Source organism: Methylobacterium sp. CCH7-A2, assembly GCF_001557075.1.
Classification (GTDB): Bacteria; Pseudomonadota; Alphaproteobacteria; order Rhizobiales; family Beijerinckiaceae; genus Allobosea; species Allobosea massiliensis.
On the sequence record NZ_LSKN01000301.1, the window covers coordinates 1 to 18387 of the forward strand.

The following is an 18387-nucleotide window of genomic DNA, read 5'->3' on the forward strand; positions in this document are numbered from 1 at the left end:
CTCCAGGCCGCGAGCAGGGCGGCCAGCAGGGCGAGGCCTCCGGCGACGACCGCGAGCGCCAGCACCATGGTTACGAGGCGCCGCGACAGGGCGGGCCAGGGCATGAGTGCAAGGCGCGGAGCGTCGAGCGACATCGGCCAGTCAGGGGCAGGCGACGAGGGCGCGGGTCGTGACCTGAAGCCCGGTCATGTCGGGTGTGGCGGTGATGTCCTCCTGCGCCAGCTTCTGCTGGATCGCGGGATCGAGCTTGGGCGGGCGGGCGACACGCACGATGCAGCCCTTCGGCGCGTCGCGGGTGATCACGGCGTCGGGCGCATCGACGATCTCGAAGGCGACGAAGTAGGTCGGGTCACCGATCTCGATGCCGAAGGAGCGGTTGGCGTGGGCCGGCGTCTTCAGCGGCAGGGTATAGGTCAGCGTCAGGATCTTGTTCTCGAAGACGAGACCGGCGCCGGTCGGCGTTCCGAATTCCTGCGGCTTGCCATTGGCCTTGGCGGTGGTGAAGAAGCCGACATCGGGCAGCGATTCGACATTGACCTTGGCGAGTTCGGCGAGTTCGTCCGGCGTCAGCTTGCCGTCGCCGTTCTTGTCCAAGCCTTGCGTGATATAGGCCGAATACGCTTCGTCGAAGCTCCAGATGTGCTTGAGCGCGCGCACCGCGCCGTCGGGGGCGTAGAGGATCTCGGCGCGGGCGGTGACGAAGACATGCGGATGCGCCAAAGCCGGAGCGCCCGCGCCCGCCCAGGCGGCGATGGCGAGCAAGACGGCGAAAGCGGGTCGGCGTGCCACGGGCGATGTCCTCGGAATGGGCGCAAGCTGGCGCAGCATGGTTAACGATGCGTGAATCCGGCGGGAGCGTCCAGCCGCCTCATTCGCAGCGGATCGCCCAGAAAGGCGGCCGAATCGCGGCGCGTTCGCCTGTTGAGGCGGGCGGGCGGCGCTTGAGTTCACCGGCTCGCCCGCCCCATAGTACCGCAGCCCGCCACCAGGGAGAGCCGGCCCCGTGATCCTGCCCGACGAGCTGAAGCGCATCGCCGCCTGGTCGCGCGATCTGCGCGAGGAGGAGTTCGAGGAGGCACGGCGCGGCATCTCCTTCCGCAGCTATGGCAAGGGCGCCCATATCTGCCATGTCGGCGACCGGCTGGAGGCCTGGACCGGCGTCGCCGAGGGGCTGGTGAAGATGTCGACGACCTCGAAGACGGGGAAGGCCGCGACCCTGGCCGGGATGCGGGCCGGTGCCTGGTTCGGCGAGGGCACGGTGATCAAGGGCGAGCTGCGGCGCTACGAGCTGGTGGCGCTGCGCGAGACCAGGCTCGCCTTGATGCGGCGCCAGACCTTCCTCTGGCTGTTCGAGCATTCGGCCGCGTTCAACCGCTTCCTCGTCCACCAGTTCAACGAGCGCCTGGCCCAGTTCATCGCGCTGGCGGAGACGGAGCGGACGCTCGATTCGACCGGGCGGCTGGCGCGCAACCTAGCGTGGCTGTTCAACCCGACGCTTTATCCCGACGAGGACCGCACGCTCGAGGTGAGCCAGGAGGAGCTCGGCCTGCTGGCCGGCATGTCGCGACAGGTGGCCAACCAGGGTCTGTCCCGCCTCGCCGCGCTCGGCCTGCTCGAGATCGGGCATGGCAGCATCACCATCCGCGATGTCGAGGGGCTGGCGCGTTACGAAGGGTAAGCGGCCTGAAACCTGCCTGAAAGCAAAGTCGTTCTGCGGCCCGGGAACAGGCGGCGCGCTGCCGAATCCGCGCCGACAACGGCACAAAGTTGGGAGAGCGGTGAGTCATCTTCCGCCCGGGCAGAGCGACTGCCCTGAAGAGGACTCACCATGAAAGTCGCCCTCGCAGCCTTGCTCGCCTGTGCGGTCACCGCCCTGGCGCCCGCCGCCAATGCCCAGACCCCACTGCTCACGACCGTGAAGAATCGCGGCCATCTGATCTGCGGCGTCAGCCCCGGCCTCGCTGGCTTCGGTCTGCCGGACGCGCAGGGTCAGTGGGCCGGTCTCGACGTCGACCTGTGCCGCGGCATCGCCGCCGCCGTCTTCGACGACCCCATGAAGGTGAAGTTCACGCCGCTCTCGTCGAAGGACCGCTTCACGGCGCTACAGTCCGGCGAGGTCGACCTTCTGTCGCGCACCAGCACCTGGACGATGGCGCGCGACACGTCGCTCGGCTTGAGCTTCGCAGGCGTGAACTATTATGACGGCCAGGCCTTCCTGGTGAAGAAGACGCTCGGCGTCGACAGCGCGCTCAAGCTCAACGGCGCCTCGATCTGCCTGCAGCAGGGCACGACGACGGAGCTCAACGTCGCCGATTACTTCCGCAAGAACGGGATCAAGTACGAGCCGGTGACCTTCGACAAGGGCGACGAGGCGATCACGGCCTTCCAGTCCGGTCGCTGTGATGCGCTGACCGACGATTCCTCGGCGCTCTATGCGCTGCGGCTGAAGCTGGTGAAGCCCGACGAGGCCGTCGTCCTGCCCGAGATCATCTCCAAAGAACCGCTCGGCCCGGTCGTCCGCAGCAGCGACATGCCCTGGTTCAACCTGGTCAAATGGGTGCATTTCGCCATGCTGAACGCGGAGGAACTCGGCGTGACCCAAGCCAATGTCGAGCAGCAGAAGTCCTCGACCAATCCGGAGATCCGGCGCCTGCTCGGCGTCGAGGGCAAGTTCGGCGAGGCCATCGGCCTGACGCCGGACTGGGCCTACCGGGTCGTCAGGCATGTCGGGAATTACGGCGAGGCGTTCGAGCGCAATGTCGGTGCCCGCTCGGTGCTGAAGATCGCCCGCGGCAAGAACGACCTCTGGACCAAGGGTGGCCTGCAATACGCCCCGCCGATCCGCTGATCCGCCTCCGAGCGGGAACCGATACCGTCATTGCGTCCGCGCCGGTCCCACCGGCGCGGCTTTGTCGTTCTTGAGGGTCGAAACCGGAGTGAAAGTGGCGCATCAGGGCGCCCATTAGGGGCCATCGGCGGCACGCTCGACCGTCGAATGCGACTCGCGCAAACAATCGCCCAAGAGAATAGCGACCAAAACGCGATCCGTCTGTCAAGCCTCCCCTTGCAAAGCGCATGCGCCGCTGCGAGGCTTGCATCCAACGAGGCCGAAAGCGGCCCGAACGAAGGCCGGTGCAATGTACGCCGGCCTGCTCAGGGTGGAGACGGACGATGGCAAGCGCGAGCGCCGGCCAGGCGGATACCTTTCCGAAATTGCTGCTGCGCAATGCGCGCGAGCGGGGCGGGCGCGTCGCGTTCCGCCACAAGGACCTCGGCATCTGGCAATCCTGGACCTGGGCCGAGGTCACCGAGCAGGTCCGCGGCTTCGCGCGGGGCCTGCAGGCGCTCGGGCTGAAGCGCGGCGAGAAGGTCGCGATCGTCGGCTACAATCGGCCGCGGCTCTATTGGGCGATGGCGGCGGCGCAATGGCTGGGCGCCGTGCCGGTGCCGGTCTACGCCGACAGCGTCGCCGACGAGATGGCCTATGTGCTGGACCATGCCGAGGCGGTGTTCGCCGTGGTGCAGGACCAGGAGCAGGTCGACAAGATCCTCTCCATCGCCGAGCGCCTGCCGAGCCTGAGGCATATGCTCTATGACGAGCCGCGTGGCTTGCGCGACTACGACCACAGCACGCTGCATCCGATCGACGAGGTGATCGCCAGCGGGCTGAAGGACCTCGCCAACAGCGCAGAGGCGGCGCCGGCACTCGAGCGCGAGATGCAGGCCGGCTCGGGCGCCGATCTCGGCATCATCCTCTACACCTCCGGCACGACCGGGCGCCCCAAGGGCGTGATGCTCAGCCATACCAACGTGATCGCGGCGGCCGAGATCGGCTGCCAGTTCGACGGGCTGAACGAGAGCGACGAGATCATCGCCTATCTGCCGATCGCCTGGGTCGGCGACCACATTTTCTCCTATGCACAGGCGATCGTCGCCGGCTTCTGCGTCAACTGCCCGGAAGGGCCGGAGACGGTGATCGAAGACCGCCGCGAGGTCGGCACCACCTATGCCTTCGCGCCGCCGCGCGTCTTCGAGACGATGCTGACCCTGACCATGGTGCGGATGGAGGATGCCGGCGCGCTGAAGCGGAAGATGTTCCACTACTTCCTCGGCGTGGCCAAGGAGCATGGCGAGAAGATCCTGAACGGCGAGAGCGTGCCGCTGGGCGCGCGGCTGCTCTACGGGCTCGGCGACGTGCTGGTCTACGGCCCCCTGCGCAACCGTTTCGGCCTGACGCGGATCAAGGTCGGCTACACGGCCGGCGAGGCGATCGGCCCGGAGCTGTTCCGCTTCTACCGCTCGATCGGCGTCAACCTGAAGCAGCTCTACGGACAGACGGAAGCCGGCGTCTACATCACCATGCAGCCCAATGGCGAGATCCGCGCCGACACGGTCGGGCGGCCGGCGCCGCTGGTCGAGATCCGGATCGACGACAATGGCGAGGTGCTCTACCGCTCGCCCTCGATCTTCGGCGGCTACTACAAGGACCCCGAGAAGACCGCCGAGACGATGACGGCGGACGGCTATGTCCGCTCCGGCGATGCCGGCTTCTTCGACGAGGAAGGCCATCTCAAGATCATCGACCGGGCCAAGGATGTCGGCAAGCTCCGGACCGGCGAGCTGTTCCCGCCGAAATACATCGAGAACAAGCTGAAGTTCTTCCCCAACATCAAGGAGGCGGTCGCCTTCGGGCAGGACCGCGACTACGCCACCGTGGCGGTGAACATCGACCTCACGGCGGTGGGCAACTGGGCCGAACGCAACAACGTCGTCTACGCCTCCTATCAGGAGCTCGCCGGGCACGATCTGGTCTATGACATGATCGCGAGCCATGTGGACGAGGTGAACCGCTCGCTCGCGGCCGAGCCGCTGATGGGCGGCGCGCAGATCAAGCGCTTCCTGATCCTGCACAAGGAGCTCGACGCCGACGATGGCGAGCTGACGCGGACGCAGAAGGTCCGGCGCGGCTTCATCGCCGATCGCTACGCACCGCTCGTCAACGCGCTCTATGACGGCTCGCAGGAGGCGGACATCTCCACCGAAGTCACCTTCGAGGATGGCCGCAAGGGCGTGATCTCGGCCCGGGTCAAGGTGCGCGACGCGACGATCTATCCCTCGACCGCCACTGATCGGCCAGCACCGGCGAGGGCCGCGGCATGAATGCGGAACCGATGACCATGACGGGTGCGCCCGTGCGCGAGGTGCTGCTCTCGGTCGAGAACGTGTCGTTGCGCTTCGGCGGGGTGAAGGCGATCACGGATGTCTCCTTCGACATCCGCAAGGGCGAAGTGCGCGCGATCATTGGCCCCAACGGCGCCGGCAAGACCTCGATGCTCAACTGCATCAACGGGTTCTATCAGCCGCAGGAAGGGCAGATCACCTTCAAGGGCGAGCGCCGCCACAAGATGCGGCCGCATCGCGCGGCCGCGGCCGGCATCGCACGCACCTTCCAGAACGTCGCCCTGTTCAAGGGCATGTCGACGCTCGACAACATCATGACCGGGCGCACGCTGAAGATGAAGCGCGGCTTCTTCTGGCAGGCGCTGCGGCACGGGCCGGCGATGAGCGAGGAGATCGAGCATCGCAAGGTCGTCGAGGACATCATCGACTTCCTGCAGATCGAGCACATCCGCAAGCTGCCGGTCGGCAAGTTGCCCTACGGCCTGCAGAAGCGCGTCGAGCTCGGCCGGGCGCTGGCGATGGAGCCCGACCTGCTGCTGCTGGACGAGCCGATGGCGGGCATGAACCTCGAGGAGAAGGAGGATATGTGCCGCTTCATCCTCGACGTGAACCAGCAGTTCGGCACGACGATCGCCCTGATCGAACACGATATGGGCGTGGTCATGGACCTGTCCGACCGCGTCGTCGTCCTCGAATACGGCCGCAAGATCGCCGACGGCACGCCGGCCGAGGTCAAGGCCGACCAGAAGGTGATCGATGCCTATCTGGGAGTGGCGCATTGATGGGTATCGCTCAGCCACGTCTGTCCACCCGCGCCGTCATCCCGGGCGGAGCGAAGCGCAGACCCGGGGTCCATTCCGGAGCACTTCCGGAGAGGCTCTGGAATGGATCCCGGATCGGTGCCACTTCGTGGCTTGTCCGGGATGACGGCGCGGTTGGTCCAAGGGGCAAGGGGTCGAACTCATGAGCGACGTCGCCGCACGGCCCGCGCCGAACCTTCTCGCCAATGGCTGGGTCAAGGCCGCCCTGATCCTGGCCGCGATCGTCGCGGCCGCCATTCTGGGTGCGCGCCTCGATGGTTCGGGCACGCTCTACAAGATCTTCATCGACCCCTTCCAGCAGATGGTCTCGGCGCCCGACCTGCTGGTCCAGACCGTCTGGGAGGGGCTGGTCTCCGGCGTGCTCTACGCGCTGATCGCGCTCGGCTTCGTGCTGATCTTCAAGGCGTCCGGCGTCTTCAACTTCGCCCAGGGCATCATGGTGGTGTTCTCGGCGCTGACGCTGGTCGGGCTCTACGAGATGGGCGTGCCGGCCTTCCTGGCCGTGATCCTGACGCTGGGCGTGATGTTCGTGCTGGCGGTGGCGATCGAGCGCGTGGTGCTGCGGCCGCTGGTGAACCAGCCCGATATCATCCTGTTCATGGCGACCTTCGGGATCACGTATTTCCTGATCGGGCTGGGTGAGTCCGTCTTCGGCGGCAATCCCAAGCAGATGATCACCGAGCAGCTCTACCTGCCGCGCGGCTCTGTCGATCTGAAGATCCTCGGCGGCTTTGTGTCCCTGCAGAAGATCGACATCGCGGCGGCGATCATCGCCTCTGTCATGATCGCGGTGCTGGCGCTGTTCTTCCAGTACACCCGCATCGGCCGGGCGCTGCGGGCGGTCGCCGACAGCCACAAGGCGGCGCTCTCGGTCGGCATCTCGCTGAACCAGATCTGGGTCATCGTCTGGTTCACGGCCGGCATCGTCGCGCTGATCACCGGCATCATGTGGGGCGCGCGCTCGGACGTGTCCTTCGCGCTCGAGATCGTGGCGCTGAAGGCGCTGCCGGTGCTAATCCTCGGCGGCTTCACCTCGATCCCCGGCGCGATCATCGGCGGGCTGATCATCGGCATCGGCGAGAAGCTGGGCGAGTTCTACTGGGGCCCGCTGATCGGCGGCGGCATCGAGAGCTGGCTCGCCTATTTCATCGCGCTGGGCTTCCTGCTGTTCCGGCCGCAGGGCCTGTTCGGCGACAAGATCATCGAGCGGATTTGAGGGCCGGGACATGTTCTACCGCGAGGCCGGCCAGTTCAAATCCACCTACCAGGCCGACATGGCCGTGTTCCCGATCCGGCAGGACCGGATCGGCCTGGCGATCATTCTCGCCATCGCCTTCGTCGTGATCCCTTATTTCGGGGACGACTTCTTCATCACCTCGGTGATGATCCCCTTCCTCGTCTTCTCAATGGCGGCGATCGGCCTGAACATCCTCACCGGCTATACCGGGCTGATCTCGCTGGGCACGGCCGCCTTCATGGGTGTGGGCGCCTATGCCTGCTACAAGCTGACGACGTATTTCCCGGACGTGAACATCATCGTCCTGATCCTGGTCTCGGGCCTGTTCTCGGCGGCGATCGGGGTGCTGTTCGGGCTGCCCTCGCTGCGGATCAAGGGCTTCTATCTCGCGGTGGCGACGCTTGCCGCGCAGTTCTTCCTGCAATGGGCCTTCGTGCGGGTGCCCTGGCTCTACAACTACAACGCCTCGGGCGCGATCGAGGTGCCGCAGCGCCTGGTTTTCGGCGTGCCGGTCACGGGCGCGCTGGCCGCGCCGGAGACGCGCTATTTCGTCTGCCTCGGCCTCGTCGTGGTGCTGACCTGGTTCGCCTCCAATCTCGTGCATGGCCGGATCGGCCGCTCCTGGATGGCGGTGCGCGACATGGACATCGCGGCCGAGCTGATGGGCATCAAGCTGCTCAACGCCAAACTGCTCGCCTTCGCAGTCTCGTCCTTCTATGCCGGCGTCGCCGGCGCGATGATGATCTTCCTCTGGTATGGCGGCGGCGAAGCGGCGGACGCGTTCTCGATCCGCCTGTCCTTCAACATCCTGTTCATGGTCATCATCGGCGGGCTGGGCTCGTTGATCGGCTCCTTCTTCGGCGCCGCCTTCCTCTCGATCCTGCCGACGGCGATGAAGTTCGGCCTGCCGGCGTTGGGCGTGCCCATGGCGGGCGCCACCGCCGAGCACGTCACCTTCATGCTGATCGGCGGGCTGATCATCCTCTTCCTGATCGTCGAGCCGCACGGGCTCGCGCGGCTCTGGCAGATCGGGAAGCAGAAACTGCGGACATGGCCGTTCCCCTATTGAGGGATCGGACCGGACGACGACCCGCATCGGCCTTCAAGGATGCGGGCGCAAAGACGACCGGCGGGGTCTCGACGCCACCGCCGGAGGGAAACGAACGGAGGACGACCGATGAAGACACAGCATCTGATGAAGGGCGCGGCGATCGGCGCCTTGCTGGCCGCCGCCGGCTTCGCGGCTCCTGCCGCCGCGCAGGAGACGATCTACGTCTCCAACAACGCCTATCGCACCGGGCCCTTCGCCGGCTCGGGCATCCCGATCGGCGACGGCATGCGCGACTACATGACGATGATCAACGAGCGCGACGGCGGCGTGAACGGCGTCAGAATCGTCTATGAGGAGTGCGAGACCGGCTACGACACCAAGAAGTCGATCGAGTGCTACGAGCAGGCGAAGGCGAAGAACACGGTCGTCTATTCGCCCTGGTCGACGGGCGCGACACTGGCGGCGATCCCGCGCGCCCATATCGACAAGATCCCGATCCTCTCGATGGCCTATGGCCTCTCGGCCTCGGCCGACGGCAACTCTTTCCCCTGGGTCTTCATCCCGCCCTTCACCTATTGGGACGGTGCTTCGCTGATGGTGAAGCATATGGCGGCCGAACTCGGCGGCATGGACAAGCTCAAGGGCAAGAAGCTCGGCCTGATCCATCTCGACGCGCCCTTCGGCAAGGAGCCGATCCCGGTGCTCGAGAACCTCGCCAAGAAGTACGGCTTCGAGGTCAAGCTCTACCCGGTCGCCGCCGCCGACATGCAGAACCAGGGCTCGCTCTGGCTCTCGATCCGGCGTGACCGGCCGGACTACCTCTACAACCAGGGCTGGGGCGCGATGAACCCGACCGCGGTGAAGGAGGCGATCAAGAACAACTTCCCGATCAACAAGCTGGTCGGCGTCTGGTGGGCGGGCGGTGACGACGACGCGCGCGCCGGCGGGCCGGAGGCGAAGGGCTACAAGTCGCTCAACCTGAATGCGGCCGGCACCAACTTTCCGGTGATCCAGGACATCCAGAAGTACGTCGTCGACAAGGGCAAGAGCCTCGCGCCGAAGGAGAAGGTCGGCGAGAACCTCTACAACCGCGGCGTCTACAACTCGATGCTGCTGGTCGAGGGCATCCGCAACGCGCAGCGCATCACCGGCAAGAAGGTCATCAACGGCGAGGACATGCGCCGTGGCCTCGAAGCGCTGAACATCACCGAGGCGCGTCTGAAGGAGATCGGCATGGAAGGCTTCGCCACGCCGACCACGATCTCCTGCACCGACCATTCCGGCCACAGCAAGGCCTATGTGGCCGAGTGGGACGGCACGAAATGGACCAAGAAGGGCGACTGGCTCGAGCCGATGAAGGAAGAGGTCCGGCCGCTGATCGAGGCCGCGGCCAAGGACTACACCGAAAAGGCCGGCAACTGGCCGAAGCGGACGGAGTCCTGCGAGAAGTCGTCGTGAGCTGAAGCGGCGGCCGGAGCGATCCGGCCGCCGCCTCCTCGCCGTCATGCCGGTTTCGGGCCGGGATGGGGCGGGGCTTGTCCAGGCCAGCATTCTGGCCGCCGCCGGGAGACCGACATGTCCACCGCCACCCTCGCCCAGCCGACCGCCGCGGCCCCCGCAGCCGACACGATCCTGTCGCTGAACAACATCGAGGTCATCTACGACCACGTCATCCTCGTGCTGAAGGGGGTGTCGCTGCAGGTGCCGCGCCAGGGCATCGTCGCGATCCTCGGCGCCAATGGCGCCGGCAAGACGACGACGCTGAAGGCGATCTCGAACCTGCTCAAGGCCGAGCGCGGCGAGGTCACCAAGGGCTCGATCACCTTCGAGGGCGAGCGCGTCGACAGGATGTCGCCGAACGAGCTGGTGCGGCGCGGCTGCATTCAGGTGATGGAGGGGCGCCACTGCTTCGGCCATCTCTCGATCGAGGAAAACCTGCTGACCGGCGCCTTCACCCGCCGGGACGGCAACGCCGCAATCAAGCGCGACCTCGAGAAGATCTACGAGCTGTTCCCCCGGCTGAAGCAGCGGCGCAATTCGCAGGCCGGCTACACCTCGGGCGGCGAGCAGCAGATGTGCGCGGTCGGCCGGGCGATGATGTCGAAGCCCAAGATGATCCTGCTCGACGAGCCCTCGATGGGGCTGGCGCCGCAGATCGTCGAGGAGATCTTCGAGATCGTGCGCCGCCTCAACACGGAGGAGGGCGTCTCCTTCCTCGTCGCCGAGCAGAACACCAACATGGCCCTGCGCTATGCGACCTATGGCTACATCATGGAGACGGGTCGCATCGTCATGGACGGCGAGGCAAAAATGCTGCGCGAGAACGAGGATGTGAAGGAGTTCTATCTCGGCGTTTCCGAGGGCGACAAGAAGTCCTTCCGCGAGGTGAAGAGCTACAAGCGCCGCAAGCGGTGGCTGTCGTGAGGCCTGCCGAACCGGGATGGCACTTGCGCCGTCATCCTGGATCGGCGCCGCTGCGCGGCTTGTCCGGGATGACCCTGGATGAAGGTTGCGAGATGTCCCGAGGACGAAGCCGATGACCGAGCATCACGACGCTCTCGAAACCCGCTCTCCCGACGCCCGCGAGGCGGATCTGTTCGCGCGGCTGCCCGCCGTGCTGGCGGCGGCGCTGCAGGCGCCCGCCTATGCGCGGCATCTCGGCCCCATCGACCCCGGCGCGATCACGGACCGGAACGCGCTCTCGACGCTGCCGGTGCTGCGCAAGGCGGAGTTGCCGGCGCTGCAGAAGGAGGCCTGGCCCTTCGGCGGCTTCGTGCCGGCAGCGCCGGGCGGCTTCGGCCGGCTGTTCACCTCGCCCGGGCCGATCTTCGAGCCGGAGGGGGCGGGGATCGATCCATGGGGCGCGGCACGCGGACTCTTCGCCGCCGGCTTCCGGCCCGGCGACATCGTGCTCAACACCTTCGGCTATCATTTGACGCCGGGCGGCTTCATCATGGATTCCGGCGCGCGCGCCCTGGGCTGCGCCGTCATCCCGGCCGGACCGGGCAACACCGAGCAGCAGATGGAGGTGATCGCCGCCTACCGGCCGACGGCTTACGCCGGCACACCCGACTTTCTGAAGATCCTGGTCGAGGCCGCCGAGAGCCGCGGCATCGACATCTCCTGCATCAAGCGCGCGGTCGTGTCGGGCGCGGCCTTCCCGCCCTCGCTGCAGGCCTGGGTGCGCGAGCGCGGGATCGACGCCTACCAGCTCTACGCGACCGCGGATGTCGGCATCATCGCCTATGAGACGTCGGCCCGCGAGGGGATGGTGCTGAACGAGAACCTGATCGTCGAGATCGTCCGGCCGGGCACGGGCAATCCTGTGGCGGAAGGAGAGGTTGGGGAGATCGTCGTCACCAATCTCGACCCGCATCACCCGCAAATCCGCCTCGCGGTCGGCGACCTCACGGCGCTCATGCCGGGAACAAGCGCCTGCGGACGGACCAATGCCCGGATCAAGGGCTGGATGGGTCGCGCCGACCAGACCGCCAAGATCAAGGGCATGTTCGTGCGCCCCGAGCAGATCGCCGAGATCGCGCGGCGGCACAGCGAGGTGCACAAGCTGCGCCTCGTCGTCGGGCGTGCGAACGAGGCCGACACGATGACGCTGAAGGCGGAGATCTACGCCCAGCCGGCGGGCCTGATCGATGCCATGTCATCGACCCTGCAACAGGTGACGAAGCTCAGGGGCGCCGTCGAAATCCTGCCGCTGGGCTCGCTGCCGAATGACGGCAAGGTGATCGCGGACGAGCGGCCCGTCGGCTGACGCCGGGCTGCTCCGCTCACTGCTGGGGCGCGGGCGGCGGCGGCGCGCCTGTCGGCGGCTTGGTGGGGTCCGGCTGGATCAGATCGGTGCGGGCCTTGTGCTGCAATTCCGGCTCGTCGGCGGCGAACATCGCCGCCGCGAGCGGCGAGAGCATCATCACCGCGATCAGGCCGATCGCGACATATTCCTTGATATCCAGACGCATGACGTCCTCCCGAAGGTGCGACATCCCCTGCCGTCCCGGGTGCAACGTCGCCGATCGCGCGGTTGTTCCGCCGTCGGAAGGACCGTCTACCAGCGGATCGGTGTCTCGCCCTGACGCTCCAGCCAGGCATTGGCGCGGGAGAAGGGCCGGGAGCCGAAGAAGCCGCGGCTGGCCGAGAGCGGAGAGGGGTGCGGGCTTTCCAGGACATGGTGGCGGCCCTCGTCGATGAGCGCGCGCTTGGTCTGGGCCGGCTTGCCCCAGAGGATGAAGACGACGGAGGGCCGCGCGGCGGAGACGGCGGCGATGATCGCGTCGGTTACCGCGCCCCAGCCGAGCAGCAGATGGGAGCCCGCCTTCGAGGCGCCCTCGCGCACGGTGAGCGCCGTGTTCAGCAGCAACACGCCCTGGCGGGCCCAGGGTGTCAGGTCGCCATCGAGCGCCGGCGGGAGTCCGAGGTCGGCCTGGCGTTCGCGGAAGATGTTGACCAGCGAGCGCGGCAGCGGCGGCGGGCCGACATAGGAGAAGGCGAGGCCATTGGCGTGGCCCGGCGTCGGATAGGGATCCTGGCCCAGGATGACGACGCGGACGCTCTCCAGCGGCGTCAGAGACAGCGCCGCGAAGACGCGCTCCGGTGCCGGCGCCACGACATGGCCGGCCGCGCGCTCGGCATCGGCGGCAGCACATGCCTGCTCCGCCGCTCCGCCAGGGGCGAAGACCGGCAGCGCACCCCAGCCCGCCGCTCCGGTCTGCGACCGGAAGGCGGCGAGCGCCGCAAGGCAGCTCACTTCAAGACGACCCGTCCCTCGACCTTGGCATCGATCGTCCCGAGCTTGCGCAGATAGACCATGACCTCATTGGCCATCAGCTTGCCGTCGGTGAGGCCGATCAGCGTCCTGCCGCGCCCGAGCGCGGTGTAGCCGTCGCCGCCCTCCAGCATGAAGTTGTTCGAGGCGACGGTGTATTTGCCGGCCGGGTCGATCGGCTGGCCATCGACGGTGATCGAGAGCACGCGCGAGCCCTGCGGCTGCTTGAGGTCGGCCTCGAATTTGAAGCCGGAGATGACCGGGAAGCGGCCGGCCCCCTGCGGCGCGTCGCGAAGGCCGTTCTCGAGCGCGTCCTTGACGTCCTTGCCGGTGATCTCGACCATCACCGTCGCGTTGCCGAAGGGCAGTTCGCTCAGCACGTCGCGGCGGGTCAGCTTGTGCCCGGCCGGGTACTGCTTGTTGGCGCGGATGCCGCCGGCATTGGTGATGGCGAGCTTGGCGCCGGTGGCGGCGCGGATCGCGTCGGCGATCAGGTTGCCCATCGCCGCCTCTTGCGTGCGGATGACGCCGGTGCGGGAATCGAGCGGGGCGGCGAGCACGGCGACGTCGATGTCGAGCTCTTTGGATAGCTCGGATTCGTAGCCCTTCACCAGCGCGGCGACTTCGGGGTCGGGCGTGGCCGCGCGGGAATCGTTGACGCGGAAGGTCGGCGTCCAGGAGACCTGGCGGGCCGCGCCTTCGCCGCGCACGCTGACGGCGATGTCGATGGCTGTGACGTAGTTGCCCTCCTCGTTGGACTCCACCATCACGACCTTGCCGTCATAGGCGATGGCGAGATCGTGGTCGTGGCCGGTGAGCAGGATGTCGACGACGCGCGAGCGCACGATCTCGTTGTCCATGGCGCGATCGGCATGGACGACGGCGACGAGGATGTCGGCGCCCTGGCTCTTCAGCACCTTCGCCTCGCGGCGGAGCGCCTCCATGGTGGAGGAAAACTTCAGGTCGCCGGTGTTCGAGATCTGGGGCGTGGGGTCGTAAGTGGTGCCGATGACGCCGACCTTGAAGCCGCCGAGTTCGAAGATCTGCGAGTCCTTGTGGCCGGGCAGAGGCTGGCCGGCGGCGTCGCGCAGATTTGCGGCGAAGGTCGGATAGGTCTGGGCGGCGGTGAGCTTGAGATAGTTCTCCTTGCCGAAGTCGAATTCGTGATTGCCCGGCACGAAGACGTCGAGCCCCATCTTGTTCTGCATCGCGACGATGTGGGCGCCCTGGTCGAAGCCCGACATCAGCGAGGGCGAGTAGCAGTCGCCGGCGTGACAGAAGAGCACCGGCACGCCCTTGGCGCGCTCGGCCCTGGCGATGCCCGCCGCCCGGGCGAAGCCGCCGCGACCCTTGTCGTCGCTCATCTTGTAGATGTCGTTGACCAGCAACAGGGTGAAGGCCGGCGCCGGGGTCTGGGCGATCGCGGCCGGGGCGGTGGCGGCGAGCGCGGCCGGTGCGGCAAGGACGCCGAGCGCGTTGCGGCGGGTGAGCTTGGTCATGCGAGGGAGCCTCTGCTTGAGAACAGCTCCAGAGTAGCAAAGCCTGCGCCATGCTGACCAGCGGAACCACGGGCCCTGCCGCCTCCGCCGTGGCGTCATGCGATGTCGCACCCCTTTGCGTGACACTGGACGAAACTGGTAACTCGTCTAAATCACGGCTGCGGCAGGGGCTTCGCCGCAAGCCGCGTTTCCGGTCCCTGGCCGGTGCCTGAAGGACATCCGCATCATGACAGTCCAGACCAAGCCGGCCGCCGATATGAGGGCCGTGATGCTCCCGCCCGACCATCCGCCGGTCCGCACCGGGCGCATCGGGGTGCTGCTGATGAATCTCGGCACGCCCGAAGGTACGACCTATTGGCCGATGCGGGCCTATCTCAAGGAATTCCTCTCGGACCGGCGCGTCATCGAGACCTCGCGCTGGCTGTGGTGGCCGCTGCTCAACCTCGTGATCCTGACGACGCGGCCGAGCCGCAAGGGCAAGGATTACGCCTCGGTCTGGAACAATGAGCGCGACGAGGGGCCGCTGAAGACGATCACCCGCTCGCAGACCGAGCAGTTGGCGGCGCGGCTCACGGCCGAGCATGGCGAGCGGCTCGTCTTCGACTGGGCGATGCGCTACGGCCTGCCGGATGTGAAGAGCCGGCTGGAGGCGCTGCTGGCGCAGGGCTGCGACCGCATCCTGATGGTGCCGCTCTACCCGCAATATGCGGCGCCGACCTCGGCGACCGCCTGCGACCAGGCCTTCCGCGCGCTGATGACGATGCGCTGGCAGCCTGCGGTGCGCGTGGCGCCGCCCTATCATGACGACCCGGCCTACATCAAAGCCTTGGCCGATTCGATGCGCGCCTCGCTGGCGAAGCTCGATTTCGACCCCGAGGTCATCCTCTGCTCCTTCCACGGCATGCCGAAGGACTACCTGCTGAAGGGCGACCCCTATCACTGCCACTGCGCCAAGACCTGGCGGCTGCTGCGCGAGGAACTCGGCTACAGCCGCGAGCGCTTCCGCATGACCTTCCAGTCCCGCTTCGGGCCCGACGAGTGGCTGAAGCCCTATACCGACGAGACGGTGAAGAGCCTGGCCTCGTCGGGCGTGAAGTCGATGGCGATCGTGGCGCCGGGCTTCTCGGCGGATTGCCTGGAGACGCTCGAGGAACTCGACGTCGAGAACCGCGAGATCTTCCTGCACAATGGCGGGCAGCAATTCGCCTACCTGCCCTGCCTGAACGATTCGCCCGAAGGCGTCGACGCGATCGAGGCCGTGGTGCGCCGCGAATTGATGGGCTGGGTCTGAGCCGGCGCAGGTTCCGCACGGCCTGCCACGAACTCCGCGACCAGCGCCGCGATGCGCGGCGCCGTCAGGATGCGCCGGTGTCCGAGACCGCTCTGGGCCTCGAGCCGGACGAAGGGGCCGGCATCCGCCAGCGCCTGGGCATGGGCGAGGGGGACCTCGCGGTCGTCCCGGCAATGCAGCAGCAGCGTCGGCCCGCCGTAACGCTGCAACTGGGCGGCGCCGGCGAAGGCGGTGACCGGCACGCCTGCGACCGCATGGATCCGCGCCTCCAGCGCCCGCAGGCCACGCGGGCCGAGCCCGATGCGATCGGCGAACCAGCGCGCGACCTCCTGCATGGAGGAGGGCGGCGCGATCAGCACCAGCCGCTTGGCGGTGACGCGCGGCTGCGCCGGCAGCGTTCCCGCGAGCGCCGCCAGCGCGATCGAGCCGCCGAAGGAATGGGCGACGATCGCCTCGACCGGGCCGACGGCGCGCGCCACCGCCGCCAGACTCGCGACGCCCGTGGGCAGATCCAGCGTCGTGCCGGTCGAGGCGCCATGGCCCGGCAGATCGAAGGCGACGACCCTGAAGCCCGCATCGAGCAGCGGTTGCACGAAGCCGCTCATCGCCGTCGCCCGCCCGGTCCAACCATGGAGCAGAAGGACGCAAGGAGCCGCATCGCCATCCGACCGCGGGGCGGACTCGAACCGATGCGCGGTGATCGAGCCGCAGGGGAAGGGCACCGAAAACACGGTTCCGCCGTCGAGCCGTGCCGCAGGGGTCTTGACCGCGGCCGCGCGATGGCGGCCCTGCTTGGGGCGAGGCGGCGTGCAGAAGAGGCGGAAGGCAACCCGCCCGGTCGGGCCCGGCGCCAGGGACTCACTGATGCGGGCCAGAGGTCGCATGAGACGCAGGAGCAAGTCCGACATGACGCTGACCTCGATTTGTTCAATGCTGAACGAGTATGTTCAATGGTGAACAAAAAGCAAGAGGCTGCGGCGCCGGGGCCGGTGGCTCCCGTGCGGCCCTGGGATCTGCCGCGCTTCCGCAACTGGCTGGCCGTCGCGCGCGTGCACCAGCTCTGGAAGAAGGTGTTCGGCGAGGCGCTGGCGCCGCTCGGCATCCAGGTCGCGCATTACGACGTGCTGGCCAACATCGCCCATGTCCCGGGCCTGACGCAGCAGGCGCTGGCGGAGAAGCTGCTGGTCGGGCGCAGCGCGATGAGCATGCTCCTGCCGGAGCTGGAACGGCGCGGGCTGATCGAGCGGCGAGCGGACGAGTCGGACCGTCGGCTGCGCCGGCTCTGGCTGACGCCGGACGGGCAGGCGCTGACCGAGCGCGCCATGGCGATCCATGTCGAGCGGCTCGAGGCGATGATGACCGTCCTCAGCGACGCCGAATGCGATGCCGTCGGCGAGATGATGCGCCGGATCGCGGCCTCGATGGCCCGCTAGTTTGGGCGATGGGCACGAAAAAGGGCCGCTCTCGCGAGCGGCCCATCCGAAGAGACTAGGTGAGGCGGGCTACTTCGCCGGGGCGAAGATGCCGAGGCTGCTCGCCGTGATGTCGAAGGAGAGCGTGCCGACGACGGCCGGGCCGCACCATTTCGAGCTGGCCGAGCCGCTGATGATGCCGCGCGGGTCGGAGGTGTTCAGGAAGCATTCGCGCTTCGACAGGTTGGTGTCGTGGTAGCGGAGGTCGGCCGTCAGGTTCTTGTAGGTGTAGGAGACGCCCGCGTTCCAGTAGAGATAGTCGGGCAGGTTGGTCGGCGGTGTCGTTGACCAGATCGCCTGGTTGGTGCGACCGAGCCAGTAATGGCCGAATTCGCCGGAGACCGAGAGGCCCTCAAGGAAGGGCAGGGCGTATTTCGCGGTGATCGAGGCGTAGGTGCCGGTGGCGCCGGTGCCGAGCCAGTCCCAGGCGTAGAAGACGTTGGCGCCGACGGTCAGGCTGTCCTTGTAGGTGTAGGAGACCTTGCCGTAGACCTCGGTATAATCGGTGTTCTTCGGCGTCCAGAACACGCCGGCGGGGAAGATGAACTGCTTCTCACCGGGATAGTAATACTGCCAGATGCCGATATCGAAGGTCAGGTCGCCGAACTTCGGACGGATGCCGGCGTAGAAGTCGATCTCGGCGTCCGGACGGGTCACCAAATCGAGATTCGAGGCATAGACGCCAGCATAGACCAGGTTGTTGTAGAACTGCAGCTCGACGCCACCCTGGATGGCGGGCTTGCGGTCGGTCTGCGAAATGCCGCGGAAGTTGTAATCCGTCATTGCTTTCACGCTGACGGCGGCGTCGATCCAGGTGATGCTCGGCGGGATCGGCGCGACGGGCGCGAGCTTCTTGCTCGGCAGGTCCGCCGCCTGCGCAGCGCCAGCGAAGGCGGCGAGGGAGAGTGACAGGCCCGCCACCGAAGACCTCAGGAAATCGAAGACCATCATCTGCTCCGTGCGCGTCGACGCGCCCTTTTGCGCGTTTTCGTCACAATGAAGCCGCTAGAGCGGAATCCCATCAGGTTGCGTCGTACCCTGCCGCGCTGAAGTAGTTG

17 protein-coding genes are annotated in these 18387 nt (G+C 67.2%); 11 read left to right on the forward strand and 6 right to left on the reverse strand.

Features of this window, described 5'->3' with window-relative positions; genetic code table 11:
- Positions 1-141: 141 nt before the first annotated feature.
- Positions 142-789, reverse strand: a complete 648-nt coding sequence (locus tag AX750_RS22920) for a DUF1007 family protein (RefSeq protein WP_067255024.1) — start codon at positions 787-789, stop codon at positions 142-144.
- Between the two features lie 214 nt (positions 790-1003).
- Between AX750_RS22920 and AX750_RS22925 the strand changes: the two genes are divergently transcribed.
- The 9 genes from AX750_RS22925 (at position 1004) to AX750_RS22965 (ending at position 12059) form a co-directional block, all read left to right on the forward strand.
- A complete protein-coding gene (locus tag AX750_RS22925) occupies positions 1004-1678 on the forward strand; it encodes a Crp/Fnr family transcriptional regulator (RefSeq protein ID WP_066723123.1) in 675 nt (224 codons plus the stop codon).
- Between the two features lie 150 nt (positions 1679-1828).
- Positions 1829-2848: an amino acid ABC transporter substrate-binding protein gene (locus AX750_RS22930; RefSeq protein WP_066723121.1), complete on the forward strand. Its 1020-nt coding sequence runs from the start codon at positions 1829-1831 to the stop codon at positions 2846-2848.
- Positions 2849-3171: 323 nt separating this feature from the next.
- On the forward strand, positions 3172-5160 hold the full coding sequence (locus AX750_RS22935) for an AMP-binding protein (protein ID WP_066723117.1): 1989 nt from the start codon (positions 3172-3174) through the stop codon (positions 5158-5160).
- 17 nt (positions 5161-5177) lie between these two features.
- Positions 5178-5963 (forward strand): ABC transporter ATP-binding protein, encoded by a 786-nt coding sequence (locus AX750_RS22940; protein WP_245282499.1) that lies wholly within the window; start codon positions 5178-5180, stop codon positions 5961-5963.
- Between the two features lie 340 nt (positions 5964-6303).
- Complete coding sequence (locus AX750_RS22945) at positions 6304-7218, forward strand: branched-chain amino acid ABC transporter permease (protein ID WP_066723177.1); 915 nt, start codon at positions 6304-6306, stop codon at positions 7216-7218.
- Between the two features lie 10 nt (positions 7219-7228).
- A complete protein-coding gene (locus AX750_RS22950; RefSeq protein WP_066723115.1) occupies positions 7229-8308 on the forward strand; it encodes a branched-chain amino acid ABC transporter permease in 1080 nt (359 codons plus the stop codon).
- A gap of 108 nt (positions 8309-8416) precedes the next feature.
- Entirely contained in the window at positions 8417-9748 is a 1332-nt protein-coding gene (locus AX750_RS22955) for an ABC transporter substrate-binding protein (protein WP_066723111.1), read from the forward strand.
- Positions 9749-9865: 117 nt separating this feature from the next.
- Positions 9866-10714 (forward strand): ABC transporter ATP-binding protein, encoded by an 849-nt coding sequence (locus AX750_RS22960; protein WP_066723105.1) that lies wholly within the window; start codon positions 9866-9868, stop codon positions 10712-10714.
- A 112-nt stretch (positions 10715-10826) separates the two neighbouring features.
- Positions 10827-12059, forward strand: a complete 1233-nt coding sequence (locus tag AX750_RS22965) for an AMP-binding protein (RefSeq protein ID WP_066723103.1) — start codon at positions 10827-10829, stop codon at positions 12057-12059.
- Positions 12060-12075: 16 nt separating this feature from the next.
- Here the strand turns inward: AX750_RS22965 and AX750_RS22970 are convergent, their stop codons facing one another.
- The 3 genes from AX750_RS22970 to AX750_RS22980 form a co-directional block, all read right to left on the reverse strand.
- Positions 12076-12264 carry a hypothetical protein gene (locus tag AX750_RS22970; protein ID WP_066723101.1) on the reverse strand — a complete coding sequence of 63 codons (189 nt, stop codon included), beginning with the start codon at positions 12262-12264 and terminating at the stop codon, positions 12076-12078.
- 86 nt (positions 12265-12350) lie between these two features.
- On the reverse strand, positions 12351-13049 hold the full coding sequence (gene ung / locus AX750_RS22975) for a uracil-DNA glycosylase (RefSeq protein WP_066723097.1): 699 nt from the start codon (positions 13047-13049) through the stop codon (positions 12351-12353).
- Entirely contained in the window at positions 13046-14566 is a 1521-nt protein-coding gene (locus AX750_RS22980; RefSeq protein WP_066723096.1) for a bifunctional UDP-sugar hydrolase/5'-nucleotidase, read from the reverse strand. Before AX750_RS22980 ends, ung begins: the two co-directional genes overlap by 4 nt.
- 226 nt (positions 14567-14792) lie before the next feature.
- Here AX750_RS22980 and hemH point away from each other — a divergent pair, with 226 nt between their 5' ends.
- Complete coding sequence (gene hemH, locus AX750_RS22985; protein ID WP_066723094.1) at positions 14793-15857, forward strand: ferrochelatase; 1065 nt, start codon at positions 14793-14795, stop codon at positions 15855-15857.
- Here hemH and AX750_RS22990 read toward each other — a convergent pair.
- On the reverse strand, positions 15773-16765 hold the full coding sequence (locus AX750_RS22990; protein ID WP_066723092.1) for an alpha/beta fold hydrolase: 993 nt from the start codon (positions 16763-16765) through the stop codon (positions 15773-15775). The genes hemH and AX750_RS22990 overlap by 85 nt on opposite strands.
- A gap of 42 nt (positions 16766-16807) precedes the next feature.
- On the opposite strand from AX750_RS22990, the gene AX750_RS22995 reads away from it, so the two are divergent.
- Complete coding sequence (locus tag AX750_RS22995) at positions 16808-17290, forward strand: MarR family transcriptional regulator (RefSeq protein WP_066723090.1); 483 nt, start codon at positions 16808-16810, stop codon at positions 17288-17290.
- 69 nt (positions 17291-17359) lie between these two features.
- On the opposite strand, the gene AX750_RS23000 is transcribed toward AX750_RS22995, so the two are convergent.
- Complete coding sequence (locus tag AX750_RS23000) at positions 17360-18277, reverse strand: TorF family putative porin (protein ID WP_068072428.1); 918 nt, start codon at positions 18275-18277, stop codon at positions 17360-17362.
- Between the last annotated feature and the right edge of the window lie 110 nt (positions 18278-18387).

What these genes read in the sequence shown, in the direction of transcription:
- AX750_RS22945 (WP_066723177.1), top strand. Translation starts at nt 6,304, where the DNA reads ATGGTCTCGGCGCCCGACCTGCTGGTCCAGACCGTCTGGGAGGGGCTG.
- AX750_RS22980 (WP_066723096.1), bottom strand. Translation starts at nt 14,566, where the DNA reads ATGACCAAGCTCACCCGCCGCAACGCGCTCGGCGTCCTTGCCGCACCG.
- AX750_RS22990 (WP_066723092.1), bottom strand. Translation starts at nt 16,765, where the DNA reads ATGTCGGACTTGCTCCTGCGTCTCATGCGACCTCTGGCCCGCATCAGT.
- AX750_RS22935 (WP_066723117.1), top strand. Translation starts at nt 3,172, where the DNA reads ATGGCAAGCGCGAGCGCCGGCCAGGCGGATACCTTTCCGAAATTGCTG.
- AX750_RS22965 (WP_066723103.1), top strand. Translation starts at nt 10,827, where the DNA reads ATGACCGAGCATCACGACGCTCTCGAAACCCGCTCTCCCGACGCCCGC.
- AX750_RS22955 (WP_066723111.1), top strand. Translation starts at nt 8,417, where the DNA reads ATGAAGACACAGCATCTGATGAAGGGCGCGGCGATCGGCGCCTTGCTG.
- AX750_RS22930 (WP_066723121.1), top strand. Translation starts at nt 1,829, where the DNA reads ATGAAAGTCGCCCTCGCAGCCTTGCTCGCCTGTGCGGTCACCGCCCTG.
- AX750_RS22970 (WP_066723101.1), bottom strand. Translation starts at nt 12,264, where the DNA reads ATGCGTCTGGATATCAAGGAATATGTCGCGATCGGCCTGATCGCGGTG.
- AX750_RS22995 (WP_066723090.1), top strand. Translation starts at nt 16,808, where the DNA reads ATGGTGAACAAAAAGCAAGAGGCTGCGGCGCCGGGGCCGGTGGCTCCC.
- AX750_RS22940 (WP_245282499.1), top strand. Translation starts at nt 5,178, where the DNA reads ATGACGGGTGCGCCCGTGCGCGAGGTGCTGCTCTCGGTCGAGAACGTG.
- AX750_RS22950 (WP_066723115.1), top strand. Translation starts at nt 7,229, where the DNA reads ATGTTCTACCGCGAGGCCGGCCAGTTCAAATCCACCTACCAGGCCGAC.
- AX750_RS22960 (WP_066723105.1), top strand. Translation starts at nt 9,866, where the DNA reads ATGTCCACCGCCACCCTCGCCCAGCCGACCGCCGCGGCCCCCGCAGCC.
- hemH (WP_066723094.1), top strand. Translation starts at nt 14,793, where the DNA reads ATGACAGTCCAGACCAAGCCGGCCGCCGATATGAGGGCCGTGATGCTC.
- AX750_RS23000 (WP_068072428.1), bottom strand. Translation starts at nt 18,277, where the DNA reads ATGGTCTTCGATTTCCTGAGGTCTTCGGTGGCGGGCCTGTCACTCTCC.